The organism is Streptomyces sp. NPDC030840 (assembly GCF_055572015.1).
The window spans coordinates 57,834-71,254 of record NZ_JBVIEE010000021.1; the positions used below are offsets into that span (position 1 = coordinate 57,834).

Here is a 13,421-nt window from a genome sequence, read left to right on the forward strand (position 1 = left end):
ATGGCCAGGAAACAGGGAACAGAAATGTCCGCCGCCGCTGGTGAGTACATCGCCGCGGCGACGGATCTGGTCAGGGTCCATCAGCAGGGCGAGACGCGGATCAGGGCCCTGGACGGAGTGACCGTCGGCTTCGCCCGCGCGCGGTTCACGGCCATCGCGGGTCCGTCGGGCTCGGGCAAGTCGACGCTGATGCACTGCCTCGCCGGGCTCGACTCGGTCACCTCGGGCCAGGTGGTGCTGGACGGTACGGAGTTGACCGGTCTGTCCGACCGGGAGCTGACCCGCGTCCGGCGGGACAAGGTCGGCTTCGTCTTCCAGTCGTTCAACCTGTTGCCCCAGCTGACCGCTCTGGAGAACATCGCGCTGCCGGTCACCATGTCCGGCCGGCGCCTGGACCACGACCTGCTCGACCACCTCGTCGGCGTGCTCGGCATCGGGGACCGGATGTCCCACCGGCCGGGCGAACTGTCCGGCGGCCAGCAGCAGCGGGTGGCGCTGGCCCGGGCCCTGGTGGCCCGGCCCGCCGTGGTCTTCGCCGACGAGCCCACCGGCAACCTGGACTCGCGGTCGGGCACGGAGGTCCTCGACTTCCTGCGGCGCTCCGTGCGCGACCTCGGCCAGACCGTGGTCATGGTGACGCACGACCCCCGTGCGGCCGCCTGTGCCGACCGTGTGCTCGTCCTCACCGACGGACGTGTCGTCGACGACGTCGACGTGACGGCGGGGGCCGATGTCAGCCGGGCGCTGCGGGGTGTGGGGGATACGGCGAGCGCGGCGAGCCTGACCCTGGGGAGGACCCGATGACCCCCTCCTGGCGGGCGAGTGTCCTGGGTTCGCAGCTGGCCGAGCTGTCCCGGCGGCCCGGCCGGCTGCTGACCACGGGCCTGTCGGTGCTGGTGGCCGCCTTCGTGGTGTTCGCCGCCGTCATGGCCCAGCAGATCGCCGTGAACACCACCCTCGACCGCTTCCGTGGCACACCTGAGGCGGTCAGCCTGGTCGTGACGCCCGACGACGACTCGGGGACCAACATCAGCGCCGCCGCGCTGCGGCGGATCCGCTCGGTGCCCGGTGTGGCCGAGGCCGTCGGGCGGGTGGACGCCGGCGCTGCGGTCGCCGGTGGGTTCGAGCGCTACCTGGTGCTCAACTCCGACCCCGGTACCGGACCGATGTCCCAGGTCCGGCTCGTCAGGGGAAGCTACCCCGACGGAGCCCGGGAGATCGCGGTCAACCGTCCGGCCGCCGAGGAACTGCGGCTCGCCCCCGGCAGCCGAGTCCCTCTGCTCGTCCCCGACCCCGGGAACCCGGAGAAACCCGTCAAGGTCGACTTCACCGTCACCGGCGTGGTCAGGAGCACCACGTCCGCCGGGCAGGCAGCCGGAGGCTACGCCACCGACGCGCACCTCGCGCCCTACGCGCAGTCGGCGGGCTATCCACGGGTGGACATCCGGGCCGGGAACGGTGTCCCGGAGGGCGAGCTGGCCCGGCTGGTGCGCGCCGCGCTCGGCAAGGCGTCGCCCGGCGCGTCGCTCCGGTCCGGCGACGCCGTGCGGGCCCAGGAGGAGCGCGAGGCCGTGGGCGGGGACCTGCGTGAGGTCTTCCAGCTGATCTCCGTGTTCCTGGCCGTGGCGGTGGGAGCCGCGGCCCTGGTCGCCACCTCGACCTTCCGTATCGTCTTCGCCCAGCGACTGCGGCAGTTGGCGCTCCTGCGTGCCATCGGCGCCCCGCAGCGCAGGCTGGTGACAGCCCTCTCTGTGGAGGGCGCCCTGGTGGGTGGGATCGCGGGCACGCTCGGGGTGGCGGCGGCGCTGGGCGCCGGGCACCTCGCTCCGCCGGCCGCCCGCGTCCTCGCGGGCCAGGAACTGTCCGCACCGGGCATTCCCGTGCCGCACGCGCTGCTGGTGGTCGCGGGAACCGTGCTGGTGACGGTCTGCGCGGTCCTCGCCCCCGCCCTGTCGGCGGCCGGAGTGTCACCGCTGCAGGCACTGCGGGCCGCGGGAACCGTCCCGGGCGAAGCCCGTGTCCACCCCGTCCGGCTCGGTGCCGGAGTCCTGTTCGCCGCCACGGCCCTGGGGCTCGCCGCGCTGCTCCTGGGCGAGCTGCCCCAGCCGGGGCAGCAGGACTACGACCGCGACTTCGGCATGATGGTCGCCGTCGCCTCGGCGGGCTTCGCCTTCCTGGCGCTGATCACCCTGGGTCCGCTGCTGGTCCGCCCCGTGCTGGCCGTGGCCGGGTGGCCGCTGCGGCGGCTGGACACCACCGGGAGGCTGGCCGTCAGCGGAGTGGGAGGCACACCGCGCCGTGCCGCGGCCGTATCCGTCGTCGTCGCGCTCGGGGTCGCCCTGGTCTCCGGCGCCCTCGTCGGCGTCGCCTGCCTGAGCGGCTACATGGAACGCTCCGCCGCCGTCGAAGCGCCCGCCGACTTCTCGGTCACGGCAGACGGCAGGGGACTGGACGCCGCCCTGGTACGGCGGTTCGCCGCGTCGCCCCGGCTGACCCATGTCACCGGCTATCGCACCCTCCCGGTCACCGTCAGCGGCAGGGAGTTCGGTGTGTCGGACCTGGATCCGGGCACCCTGCCCACCGGCGAGGACATCGACACCGCCACCGGCTCCCTCGACGACCTGGGCCCGGGCAGGGCGGTCGTCGCGTCCGGCCCGGCCGAGCTGCTCGGGGTGAAGGCGGGCGACACCCTCACCCTCCCGGCCCCCAGCGGTGAGGTCCGGCTGACCGTCGCCGCCACGCTGCCCGGTCCCGGCCCGCTCGCGGACGTACTCGTCGCACCCGGCGACCTCGACCGGATGGGCGCGCCCAGGAACGCGAGCGGCGTCCTCGCCGACGCCGCCGACGAGGGCCTCGCCGGCCGTGGCGACGCACGCCGGGCGCTGGAGGCCTTGGTCCGTGCGCACGTCTCCGACCCGGACGACATCGGCCTGCAGGTCCTGGCGGAAGCCCGCGACAGCAACCAGGGCACGGTCCAGATCATGGGCACCACCGCCCTCGGGCTCGTCGCCCTGACCGTCCTCATCGCGGTCGTCGGCGTCACCTCGACCACCAGCCTGACCACGATCGAACGCACCCGGGAGTTCGGACTGCTGCGCGCTCTGGGACTGGGCGGCGGCGCGCTGCGCCGGACCATCGCCATGGAAGCCGGTCTGTACGGCGTCCTCGGCGGCGTCCTCGGCCTGGCACTCGGCGTCCCCTACGCCTGGCTGCTTATCCGCACCGCCGTGAGCGAGGCACCCCTGCGGCTGCCCGGCGGGCACCTGCTGGTGGTCTTCGCCGGCCTGGCGGTCATCACGGCCCTGGCCGGTCTCCTCCCCGCCCGCCGCGCCACCCGCGTCGCCCCGATGACCGCCCTGGGCGACGCCGAGTGAAGCGGCGATGGACATGGTTCGGGCGGTGACTCGGCTCGGGCCCCGGCGGTGTTCGTGACCGCGCCGGCGCCCGAGGCCCAGGGTCTGTCTGACAGGTCCTGGCGTCACGGGGGTACCGGGGAGAACGCTGTCACGAGCCGCGAACGAGGGGGGCGACGTGCGGCGGGGTCGCGTTCCGCGACATGCCGGGCGACCGCGTCGGCTCCGCCGGGCGTAGCGTTCCAGGGAGCGGATGGAGGCGTGCCGGGAGCGGGCCGGCAGCATCGGGGTGGATGTGCCGTCCTCGGCATCATGTGTCGCAGGGCGACGTCCAGACGCCACAGCGCGGCGATCTGGTTCTCGGCCAGGGCCTTGGTGCGGTCCGGCGGCGCCGGCCGCCGCTCGATGCCGATCGTCGGATCGCCGACGACCCAGCCCTGGCGCTGCCACAGCCGATCGCCTTGCGCGCGATCGACAGCTCCCGGTTGACGGTGTCGGAGTCCATCGCGCCCGCCCGTGCTGCCGCCGGCTCCGCCAGGACCTCCGGCAGCCCCGGGTCGTCGATCGCCGCGAGGGGGAAGACGGGAGGCTTCGCGCCCCGGCGGGCCGGACCGGTCGGCGCTGGTTCCCCGGCGAGCATCCACCCCCACGTCAGAGAGATCCGGTAGATCCGCGCGGAGGACTTCGCGATGCCCGCACCGGTGAGATACCACTCGACCGCCGCGGTGTACGACGACGGCGAATCCGCACCCGGCCCTGACTCCCTGTGAGAAAAGCGGTTGCACTGGCTGTCTTCTCGCAGAGAGGGTGCGGTGGTGACCGGAACAGAGATCGAACTCCCCGTCGTGGATGGGGTCCTGTCCGGTGTGGACTTCGGCGGTCAAGGTGAGGGTGTGCTGCTTGTCCACGGCAGCGGACACAACGCTGCGGCCTGGACGGATGTGGCGTCCCATCTGGTGAGCGAGTGCCATCCGATTGCCCTCGACCTGCGTGGCCATGGGCAGACTCGGCTCGACTCCACCGATCCCGAGCAGTACTGGCGAGACATCGGTGGCGTCGTCACCGCGCTGGACTGGGACCGCCCCGTGTTGGTCGGCCATTCCACCGGCGGGTACGCGGTGACGGCCGCCACTGCCAGTGGACTTGTGGAGCCGGCCGCCCTCTGCATCGTGGACGGCGTGGTGCTCGATGACCGTAACGCGTCACTCGCCGAGCATGCTGACGTGCGGACCACCGAGGCGGCGGACCGCTTGCGGACGATGTTCCGCTACGGCTGGAAAGCCGACGACGACCAGATGCGTGCCTGTGTCGAGCAGTGCGTACGGGAGGCCGGAGGGGACTGGCTCAACGCCGGGGCACGGCCTGGACTTGTCGAGGAGGTTACGCGGCGCTCCTTCATGCGCCGCGGCCACTGGTGGGTACGGCGGCCGGCCATCGAGGAGGTCGCCACTGTCACTGCTGTAGAGCCCGGTGCAGAAGTCTTCCCAGCCGTCGATCTGTACGGCCGCCTCACCTGTCCGATCACGATCGTGCTGGCCGAGGACGGCTTTTACGCCTCACGGCGCGACGAGGTGCGTGCCGTCGTCGATGCCGCCCCTGGCCGCCGACTGATCGACATCAGCTCGAACCACAACGTCCCCATGACCCGGCCCGCTGACCTCGCCGCGATCATCCTTGGCCTGGTGCGAGACCGAGCTGCGACATCGGCCAGGAACCTCGATTGATCCCCACCCCACCACCCCTACAAGGAGTTGCTGTGCACCACTCTGATGCCCCGGCCGCCAGGGAGATCTCCGTGGCAGACAAGGGTGCTGGGCCTTACGGCATCGCGGCCGGACCTGACGGCGCGCTGTGGGTGACCTTCGTGCACAGTGGCCGCATCGCACGTCTCACCGTCGACGGCGAACTCAGCGAATACCCCCTGGACTCCTCTGAGTGCCGCCCTACGGTCATTACCCCTGGGCCCGACGGAGCACTGTGGTTCACCCGGTTCCAGGACCACCGGATCGGCCGCGTCACCGCCGACGGCGAAACGGAATCCTTCCCCGTGCCGACGCCCGACAGCGGACCCTTCGGTATCACGGCCGGTCCCGACGGTGCGGTGTGGTTCACGGAGATGAACACCGACCGTATCGGCCGCATCACCTGCAAGGGAGAGATCACCGAGTTCGTCCTTCCCCATACGGGCGCTTATCCCTCGGCAATCACCGCAGGCCCTGATGGGGCCCTGTGGTTCACCCTGAACCAGGCGAACGCAATCGGCCGCATCACTGTCCACGGGGACATCGTCATACACCCACTCCCCACCGCCGGCGCTGCACCCGTGGGCATCACCAGTGACGGCACCGCCTTGTGGTTCGTTGAGATCGCAGCGGGCCAGATTGGCAGGATCTCGGTGGATGGCGCGATCAAGGAGTTCCCGCTCCCTGACCGCACGGCCAAGCCCCACGCCATCGTCGCGGCCTCCACCGGGGACTGCTGGTTCACCGAATGGGGGGCCAACCGCATTGGCCACATCACCGACAGCGGCGAGATCGCCGAGTACGGCCTGCCGTCACCGTCGTCCGAGCCGCACGGCATCACCATAGGGCCCGACGGCGCTGTGTGGGTGGCGCTTGAGACGGGAGGGGTCGCGCGGTTGGAACCGTAGCTCGGGACGGAGAACCGCCCAGGTCGGCCATGCGGGCCACTCCTCTTCTCACCGTCGACGAGATCGACGAGGCCACCCACCGGCAGGTGAACTTCCGTGCTCCCGGCCGGTAGAGAGCCGGTGGGGAGCAGGAGCGGTGCGCGGTCTCCCCTACGCGGCGATGGGCAGACGATGCGCGAACGTGTGGACGACCCGGTGGGACAGCTCGTTGCCCAGGGGCAGCGGGAGGTCCGCTCCACAGACGCGGACCCGTAGGAGCGCGTCGTCCGCGCGGACCTGTTCGATCACCCAGGGCGTTGCCCCGCTCACCGGGGCGCGTCGGCGGCTGCCGGGCGAACAGTACGCGTTGTACGGGATTCCGGGGGCCCGGAGGCCCGTCGTCCACGCCCGCGTCACGCGGCGAGAGGCACCTGTTCGCCCTCCACGGGCTGCCGGTAGTGGGCCCAGATCTGGTTCAGCTCGTGCTGGTAGTACAGCGGGTACAGACCGGCGACGATCAACAGGATGAGCCCGATCCAGGGGTTGCAGGTGGACTGCATCCCGGCCGACCGCTGCATCCGGGCGATGCGTACCCCCGTGTTGTAGATCGAGACGAAGGGGGGAACGATCACCAGCCAGCCGAGAGTGACGGCCAGAAGGGCGAGCACCGGGTTGACCTCGATCCGCTCGTCGAAGTCCCGGGCCTCACGGTTGATCTTGTAGTACCAGACCAGGTGGTAGATGCCCAGCGTGATCAGGGGCCAGATCAACCACACGAGAAAGATGTTGCGGGTCTTGCCCGCACGACCTGACATGTCCCACCTCCCATCAACCCAGTGCATCACGGACGGCGGCAGCACGCGCGTCGTGCGCGTGCCGCCGCCGGGGAGGGCGGGCGGTGCCTCCAGAGGGGCGGCGTGACGCACCTGCTGCTACGCGTCGCGGCCCACTGATGCGGAGTTGACCCCATGCGGCCCCAATGACCGGGAACAGCGGCTGACTTGGTCGCTACGCGGAAGCGACGACCTCCCCGGACGTGACCTGGGGAGGGTTGGGGAGCAGGGACGCGAGGTTGTCGCGTACGAAGTCCGCCGCTCGCGAGACCGATTCCGCGGCACCGGTCTCGTCCTGAAAGACACTGGTCGAGACCATGACCCCGTTTCCGGCGTCGAGCCAGTAGTAGGCCACGAAGCCGGGGATCTCGCGCACCAGCGGCACGAACCCCTCGTTCACCAGGCGTCCTGCCTCGACCGGGTCGGCCACGCCTTCGTACCGTCGGACGACTGCGTACATGACTGTTCTCCTCGGGGGTTCCGTGGGTTCCGTGCGTTCCGGGTGTGTCGCTGCTGAGTGGCGTTACCCGCTGCGACGGTCCCGTCGCTCGTGAGGTGTCCGGCGATCACCGGAAGGGCCGCCTGCGGTGAGCCGAACGGCGGCCTGGGCCCGGCCGCGGGGCTCGACCGGTCGGCCGGCCGCTTCCGGGCGCACACTGGAAGCAGAGGTCCGTGCGTCATGCGCGAACGTGGAGGTGAGCCATGAGCACCCTCGAAGAACACGTCGACGTCTCAGTCCCCCTCGACAGAGCCTGGGACAGCCTTCACCGGCTGGAGGACTATCCACGCTTCGTGGAAGGAGTGCGCGACGCCCGTACGGAGGCGGAAGACCGGGCACGGCTGGAGGTCGGCACCGGCGACCGGGCCCGGAGGGTCGAGGCCGAGGTGTCCGACCGCGCGGGGGAGCGCGTGATGGAGTGGCAGACCACGGGCGCCCCCGATCTCGCGGGTTCCTTCTCCCTGCAGCCGATCGACCAGGGCCACACGCGGGTTCAGGCACGGATCGAGTACGACCCCGACACGATCAGGGAGGCCTTCGGCGGGCCGAAGGGATTCGCCCAGGCGAACGCGATCGAGCGGCTCGTCCGCAGTGATCTGGAGCATTTCAAGGAGTACGTGGAACAGGAGCGGTGAGCGAGGGGACGCCTGCGGGCGCCGCCCCGGAACCCAGCCCCACATGAATGGCCAGACCCGCCCCGCAGTGCGATCATCACATCGGGGTGGAGCGCATCACTCTCAGCGACGTGGCGACCTGACGCGGAGAACTGGGGAGGATGCGGACGGATCTCCCCCTCCGGGTGGCTCTCCCCCTCCGGGTCCGGGTGAGCGTTGTGGTGGAGGAATGGGTGTCATGGCCAAGCGTCTGATCGTCTGCTGTGACGGAACGTGGAACCTCGCCGACCAGCCGAGCAGGACCAACGTCACCAAGGTCGCCCTGGCCGTGCGTCCGCGGTCCGCCGACGGCGTGGAGCAGCGCGTCTTCTACCACAGCGGGGTCGGCACGCGCCGTCTGGAACGGCTGCGGGGAGGGGCGTTCGGGATGGGCCTGTCCCGTAACGTCATCGCCTCCTACCGCTTCCTCGTCCACAACTACGAGCCCGGTGACGAGCTGTTCCTGTTCGGGTTCAGCCGGGGCGCGTTCACCGCGCGCAGCCTGGCGGGCCTGGTGCGCAACTCCGGCATCCTGCGCCGCGAGAACGCCGACCGGGTCAGGCAGGCGTGGGCCCTGTACCGCGACCGGGTCGAGAAGCCGAGCGGTACGGCCTCCACCCTGTTCCGCCGGGCGTTCTCGTACGAGCCGGAGATCCGCTTCATCGGCGTGTGGGACACGGTCGGCGCCCTGGGCATCCCGGTTCCGGGGCCGCGTTGGCTCAAGCCGGTCGTGAACGTGGTCAACCGCCGCTGGGCCTTCCACGACACCGAGCTCGGCAGCCATGTGAAGGGCGCCTTCCACGCGCTGGCCATCGACGAGCAGCGCACGGCGTTCCGTCCTACGCTGTGGAGCCGCCGGCCCGGCACCGCCGACGGCGAGCAGGAACTGAGGCAGGTGTGGTTCGCCGGGGTGCACAGCGACATCGGCGGCGGCTACCCGGAGACGTCCCTGTCCGACATCGCCCTGCTGTGGATGGTGCGTCAGGCCCGCAGATACGGGCTGGAGTTCAGCACGGGAGCGCTGAGCCCAGCCGGCCCGCGTGAGATGACTCCGGACCGGAGCACCGAGTTCAGGGTGCGTCCCCTCGTCATGGGCGAGCTGCACGACTCGCGCACGGGACTGTACCGGCTGGCCGGGCCGCTGCACCGGCCGATCGGCCGCACGGCGGACGGCGCCCTCGACAGCAGCCAGTACCTGGCCGTCCCCGCCAGGGAACGCCACGACGGGGACGCGGCCTACCGGCCACCGGAGCTCGCCCGGTACCTCGCCGACGAGGCGAACGTACGACTCGAACCCGTGCTCCTCGACCCTCGCGGCGGGGACCTGTCGAGCGCCGCGTCCGTCCTGCCGTCGCCCGACGGGGCGGGCCGGACGACGCCCGACGCGAGGGACCGGACGACGCCCGAGGCCAGGGACCGGACGACGCCCGAGGCCAGGGACCGGACGGGGCCGGGGCCGGTCGGCCGGACCTCCTGATCCCCTAGGCCGGGTCCGTCGGCTCCTGGACCCGCGCGCGGGCCGCCCCGGTGTGCCCCCGGGACTCCACCGCCGCGAGCGTCAGCGTCACGGCGATCGACGTCCCCGCCATCACGGCCATCGCAGCTCCTGGCGAGGTCAGTTGGGCCACCGCACCCGCCAGGGCCGCGCTCACGCCCTGCAGGGTGAGCCTGCCCGCGGAGTCCAGGCCCAGGGCGTGGCCGGTGAGGCGGGACGGGGTCAGGGCGAGCAGGTGTTCCTGCTGGAGGAGGCTCGCGGCGAAGCCGACGGAGGCCAGGGTCACGCAGACCGCGGCCACGGCGAGCGGCGGGCGCAGGGCGAGGAGCACGTACGGGGCGGCCAGGAGGAGCAGCAACGGACGTACCAGGCGGGGGCGCGCCGCGGGCGGGAGGAAGCGGCCCGCCGTCACGTCCCCGGCCAGCATCCCGGCCGCCGCGCAGGCGAAGAGGAGGCCGGCGCGGTCGGGCGCGTACGACACGAACAGGGACTCGCAGCCGACCACCAGGCCGTTGGGGACCCACAGGCCCAGGTAGACGGTGCGGCGGGGCGCGGACGACCACAGCTCGGCGTTCGTCCGCCAGGTCCCGGAGACCGAGAGACGCCCGGAGGCCCTGGGGGCGCGGCGGGTCAGGCCGAGGAACGCGACGGCGGCCGAGGTCGCGTGCAGGGCCGCCGCCAGCAGGAGCGTGGCCGTCGGGGACAGGACCGCCACCAGGACGCCGCCGGTCGCGTACCCCGTGATCTGCGTGATGCCGTTCATCATGTTGAAGACCGAACGGCCCAGCAGGTAGCCGTCATTGGGAAGGATCTCGCTCAGCAGGCCCCAGCGGACTCCCCCGCCCAGCGACGAGACCAGCCCCAGCACGAGGATCACGGCGAAGACGGCCCCCAGCGGCAGGCCCGGCAGCGCGAGCAGCGCCGTACCGGCCGCGAACGCCGCCGCCATGCCCGACAGCGTCGCCCTCGGCGGAAGACGATCGGCCCCCGAGAGCAGCGTCGTCGCGCCCACCACCTGGGCCAGGGACGGCCCGAACATGCTGAGGGCCGACAGCAGGGGCGATTCCGTCGCCTCGTACACAAGCGTGCCCAGGGCCAGGCCGCTCACCGTCGATGCCGCCACCTGGAGGGCCGAGGAGAGGAAGAGGGGGGTGAACTCGCGGGTACGGAGGAGGTCTTGGTAGCTGCGCATGGAGGGAGGATCGGACGGTGCCGTCGAGCGCCGTTACTGTTTCGCGGGTGAGCGAAACGTGAGCCGGGGGTGCGCGCATGGGCTGGTGGCAGGTCAACGCCGACACCCTCGCCGGCAGCCGGTTCGTCGTCTCACCGCTCGCCGAGACGTTCGCGAGCCTGAAGGTGCTGCACGCCGGGACCGGGGCGCACCCGGGGGAGCTGGCCTGGCTCGCCGAGCATCTGCCCGCGTACCGGCGGCGGTTGTCCCGTGACCCGGTGACCGCGCTGCTCGTACGGGCCGGCCTCGGGCGGGAGTGGATCGCCGACTTCCTCACACCCACCCCCGGGCAGAGCGCCGGATTCGCTCAGGAGGTCGCCCGGGTACGGGACGCCGACCCCGCGGCAGCGCGCCACCACCTGACCGTCTCCCTCCGCGGCCCTCTCCCCGACCTCCTCCGCCGCGACGATCTCCCCCAACGCGCCGCCGACCTGCTGGAGTTCGTGTGGGAGGAGACCGTACGGCCGTACTGGGAGCGGCGTCGGCGGCGCGTGCTCGAAGCCGATGTACTCGCCCGCACCGCGCAGTTGGGCCAGGGCGGATGGGCCTCGGTACTCGACGCGCTGCGGCCGGGCATGCGGTGGCTGGGCGGGGACCGGCTGCAGGTGAACCTGCACGAGTACCCGCCGCGCGAGATCTCCGGCGCGGAGCTGCTCTTCGTGCCGGTCACTCCGCAGCGGCACGGATGGGTGTCGTGGGACGAGGGCGAGCGGTACGCCGTCGTGTACCCGTGCGCGGGAGTGCTCACCGAGGGACAGGCGGCCCCGTCCGTGCCCGCCGCGCTCGGCGCGCTCCTGGGCGAGGCCCGGGCCCGGGTGCTCGTACTGCTGGACTCCCCCATGAGCACGACCCAGTTGGTGGCCCTCACCGGGCAGGGGCTCGGGTCCGTCGGGCGGCATCTGCGGGTGCTGCTGGACGCGCGGCTGGTGCGCAGGCGGCGCGCCGGGCGGTCGGTGCTGTACTACCGGACCGCGGCGGGTGAGGTGCTCGTCACAGCGCAGCGGGGGTGAGCCGGCCCGCCGCCCGCCCGTCACCCGCCGGAGTTAGCATCCGCTCATGACTGCTGACAACACTGCTGGGAACGCCGGGAACTCCGGGAACTCCGTGCTCGATGTCGAGATCGGTGCGCTGCAGGGCGGCTCCGCCGACCTCACGCAGTACCGTGGCAAGGCCGTCCTCGTCGTGAACGTGGCCTCCAAGTGCGGGCTGACCCCGCAGTACGCAGGCCTGGAGCGGCTGCACGAGCGGTACGCGGACCAGGGCTTCACCGTGCTGGGGGTGCCGTGCAACCAGTTCCTCGGCCAGGAACCGGGTACGTCGGAGGAGATCGCGGAGTTCTGCTCAGCGACGTACGGGGTGACCTTCCCGATGACCGAGAAGGTCGAGGTGAACGGGGAGGGACGGCACCCGCTGTACGCACGGCTGGTGGACCACGCCGACGCCGAGGGCCACACCGGTGACATCCGCTGGAACTTCGAGAAGTTCCTGATCGGCCGGGACGGCGCGGTCGTCGCCCGCTTCTCGCCGCAGACCGAGCCGGAGGCGGCGGAGGTCGTGGCGGCGGTGGAGAAGGCGGTCGGCTGACGCGTCCGCTCTCCGGCTCACTCTCCTTCCCGTTCGATGCCGTTGACCTTGCCCCTGGGGCAAGGGGCAGCGTGCCCGTCGCCGGGCGGTGGTCGCCCGGCGACGGAGGGCGGCATGGTGGGCCGGGAGGCGGGAGGAAGGCGATGGACATGGCGGGCGAGGAACCGCCGGCCGGGAGACCGCCGGTCGAGGACCTGCTGACCATCGGCGCGTTCGCCGCGCGGACGCGGCTGTCGGCGAAGGCCCTGCGGCTGTACGACCGGCAGGGACTGCTCGCGCCGGCGTACGTCGACGACGTGACCGGTTACCGCTACTACCGCGCCCACCAGGCCGAACGTGCCCGTCTCGTGGCCCTGCTCCGCCGGCTCGACATGCCGCTCGCGCGGATCGCCGAGGTCGTCGGGCTGGAGGAGCAGGAGGACGGGGAGCGGGCCTCGGACGCGGTCGCCGCGTACTGGGCGGACGTCGAGGCGCGGCTGGCCGGGCAGCGGGCGCTCGTGGACTACCTCCGTGCACGCCTTTCAGGGAGGAGTTCCGAGTTGTACGGCAAGTTCGACATCGAGACGGTGGACGTGCCCGAGCAGTGGGTGCTCACGCAGCGGCGGCATGTGCTCGCCGACGAGATACCCACCTGGATCGGGGCGTCGCTGGGGCGGCTGGAGGAGGGCGCGCGCGAGTGCGGAGGCATCACCGGCGCGCCGTTCGTCGTGTACTACTCCGAGGTCTCCATGGAGAGCGACGGGCCCGCGGAGGCGTGCGTACCGGTCGCCGACGAGGTCGCCGCGCGGGCTTGGGCGGCGGGGCGGGGGCGGGCGTGGGAGACGCAGGCGCGCCGGGAACCCGCGCGGCGGCTGGTGTTCACCCGTATCCGCAAGGCGCAGGTCGCCAATCCGCAGATCCACGCGGCGTTCGAGGCGGTGGAGGCGTGGATCGCGCGGGAGGGGCTGGAGGTCGTGGGGCCGTGCCGTGAGGTGTACTTCGCCGACTGGGACGCGGCGGGGCCCGAGGATCCGGTGTGCGATGTGGCGTTTCCGGTGAGGTGACAGCTCCTGCCGGTGGGGGTACGCGAACGTTTCCTCGCCCCCGCCGCCCCTACCCGTCCCATCCTGTCCCTGGGGGCTGCGCCCCCAGACCCCCGCTGTCG

The 13,421-nt window shown here is 72.0% G+C and carries 13 protein-coding genes; 9 read left to right on the forward strand and 4 right to left on the reverse strand.

Annotated features, from left to right (window positions below; translation table 11 throughout):
* Positions 1–24 precede the first annotated feature (24 nt).
* The 4 genes from ACZ49J_RS33965 (at position 25) to ACZ49J_RS33980 (ending at position 6,003) form a co-directional block, all read left to right on the forward strand.
* Positions 25–804: an ABC transporter ATP-binding protein gene (locus ACZ49J_RS33965; protein ID WP_467454352.1), complete on the forward strand. Its 780-nt coding sequence runs from the start codon at positions 25–27 to the stop codon at positions 802–804.
* The gene (locus ACZ49J_RS33970) at positions 801–3,374 is read left to right on the forward strand and encodes an ABC transporter permease (RefSeq protein ID WP_467454353.1); all 2,574 of its coding nucleotides are present in this window, start codon (positions 801–803) and stop codon (positions 3,372–3,374) included. The genes ACZ49J_RS33965 and ACZ49J_RS33970 overlap by 4 nt, the downstream gene beginning before the upstream one ends.
* Before the next feature lie 794 nt (positions 3,375–4,168).
* A complete protein-coding gene (locus tag ACZ49J_RS33975; RefSeq protein WP_467454354.1) occupies positions 4,169–5,077 on the forward strand; it encodes an alpha/beta fold hydrolase in 909 nt (302 codons plus the stop codon).
* Positions 5,078–5,109: 32 nt separating this feature from the next.
* Positions 5,110–6,003, forward strand: coding sequence for a Vgb family protein (locus tag ACZ49J_RS33980; RefSeq protein ID WP_467454355.1), 894 nt, complete (start codon positions 5,110–5,112; stop codon positions 6,001–6,003).
* Between the two features lie 150 nt (positions 6,004–6,153).
* Here ACZ49J_RS33980 and ACZ49J_RS33985 read toward each other — a convergent pair whose 3' ends face one another.
* From ACZ49J_RS33985 to ACZ49J_RS33995, 3 genes are all read right to left on the reverse strand, one after another.
* Complete coding sequence (locus tag ACZ49J_RS33985) at positions 6,154–6,291, reverse strand: hypothetical protein (RefSeq protein WP_467454356.1); 138 nt, start codon at positions 6,289–6,291, stop codon at positions 6,154–6,156.
* Positions 6,292–6,395: 104 nt separating this feature from the next.
* A complete protein-coding gene (locus tag ACZ49J_RS33990; RefSeq protein WP_467454357.1) occupies positions 6,396–6,797 on the reverse strand; it encodes a DUF4234 domain-containing protein in 402 nt (133 codons plus the stop codon).
* A gap of 193 nt (positions 6,798–6,990) precedes the next feature.
* The gene (locus tag ACZ49J_RS33995) at positions 6,991–7,275 is read right to left on the reverse strand and encodes a hypothetical protein (RefSeq protein ID WP_467454358.1); all 285 of its coding nucleotides are present in this window, start codon (positions 7,273–7,275) and stop codon (positions 6,991–6,993) included.
* 242 nt (positions 7,276–7,517) lie between these two features.
* On the opposite strand from ACZ49J_RS33995, the gene ACZ49J_RS34000 reads away from it, so the two are divergent.
* Together ACZ49J_RS34000 and ACZ49J_RS34005 are read left to right on the forward strand one after the other, a co-directional pair.
* Positions 7,518–7,949 carry an SRPBCC family protein gene (locus ACZ49J_RS34000; protein ID WP_467454359.1) on the forward strand — a complete coding sequence of 144 codons (432 nt, stop codon included), beginning with the start codon at positions 7,518–7,520 and terminating at the stop codon, positions 7,947–7,949.
* Between the two features lie 217 nt (positions 7,950–8,166).
* The gene (locus ACZ49J_RS34005; protein ID WP_467454360.1) at positions 8,167–9,444 is read left to right on the forward strand and encodes a DUF2235 domain-containing protein; all 1,278 of its coding nucleotides are present in this window, start codon (positions 8,167–8,169) and stop codon (positions 9,442–9,444) included.
* 4 nt (positions 9,445–9,448) lie between these two features.
* On the opposite strand, the gene ACZ49J_RS34010 is transcribed toward ACZ49J_RS34005, so the two are convergent.
* The gene (locus ACZ49J_RS34010) at positions 9,449–10,654 is read right to left on the reverse strand and encodes an MFS transporter (RefSeq protein WP_467454362.1); all 1,206 of its coding nucleotides are present in this window, start codon (positions 10,652–10,654) and stop codon (positions 9,449–9,451) included.
* Between the two features lie 77 nt (positions 10,655–10,731).
* Here ACZ49J_RS34010 and ACZ49J_RS34015 point away from each other — a divergent pair, with 77 nt between their 5' ends.
* From ACZ49J_RS34015 to ACZ49J_RS34025, 3 genes are all read left to right on the forward strand, one after another.
* Positions 10,732–11,703, forward strand: coding sequence for an ArsR family transcriptional regulator (locus ACZ49J_RS34015; protein WP_467454363.1), 972 nt, complete (start codon positions 10,732–10,734; stop codon positions 11,701–11,703).
* Positions 11,704–11,749: 46 nt separating this feature from the next.
* Entirely contained in the window at positions 11,750–12,277 is a 528-nt protein-coding gene (locus ACZ49J_RS34020; protein WP_467454365.1) for a glutathione peroxidase, read from the forward strand.
* A gap of 149 nt (positions 12,278–12,426) precedes the next feature.
* The gene (locus ACZ49J_RS34025; protein ID WP_467454367.1) at positions 12,427–13,320 is read left to right on the forward strand and encodes a MerR family transcriptional regulator; all 894 of its coding nucleotides are present in this window, start codon (positions 12,427–12,429) and stop codon (positions 13,318–13,320) included.
* Positions 13,321–13,421 lie beyond the last annotated feature (101 nt).

What these genes read in the sequence shown, in the direction of transcription:
- ACZ49J_RS33965 (WP_467454352.1), top strand. Translation starts at nt 25, where the DNA reads ATGTCCGCCGCCGCTGGTGAGTACATCGCCGCGGCGACGGATCTGGTC.
- ACZ49J_RS33970 (WP_467454353.1), top strand. Translation starts at nt 801, where the DNA reads ATGACCCCCTCCTGGCGGGCGAGTGTCCTGGGTTCGCAGCTGGCCGAG.
- ACZ49J_RS33990 (WP_467454357.1), bottom strand. Translation starts at nt 6,797, where the DNA reads ATGTCAGGTCGTGCGGGCAAGACCCGCAACATCTTTCTCGTGTGGTTG.
- ACZ49J_RS33995 (WP_467454358.1), bottom strand. Translation starts at nt 7,275, where the DNA reads ATGTACGCAGTCGTCCGACGGTACGAAGGCGTGGCCGACCCGGTCGAG.
- ACZ49J_RS34000 (WP_467454359.1), top strand. Translation starts at nt 7,518, where the DNA reads ATGAGCACCCTCGAAGAACACGTCGACGTCTCAGTCCCCCTCGACAGA.
- ACZ49J_RS34005 (WP_467454360.1), top strand. Translation starts at nt 8,167, where the DNA reads ATGGCCAAGCGTCTGATCGTCTGCTGTGACGGAACGTGGAACCTCGCC.
- ACZ49J_RS34010 (WP_467454362.1), bottom strand. Translation starts at nt 10,654, where the DNA reads ATGCGCAGCTACCAAGACCTCCTCCGTACCCGCGAGTTCACCCCCCTC.
- ACZ49J_RS34015 (WP_467454363.1), top strand. Translation starts at nt 10,732, where the DNA reads ATGGGCTGGTGGCAGGTCAACGCCGACACCCTCGCCGGCAGCCGGTTC.
- ACZ49J_RS34020 (WP_467454365.1), top strand. Translation starts at nt 11,750, where the DNA reads ATGACTGCTGACAACACTGCTGGGAACGCCGGGAACTCCGGGAACTCC.
- ACZ49J_RS34025 (WP_467454367.1), top strand. Translation starts at nt 12,427, where the DNA reads ATGGCGGGCGAGGAACCGCCGGCCGGGAGACCGCCGGTCGAGGACCTG.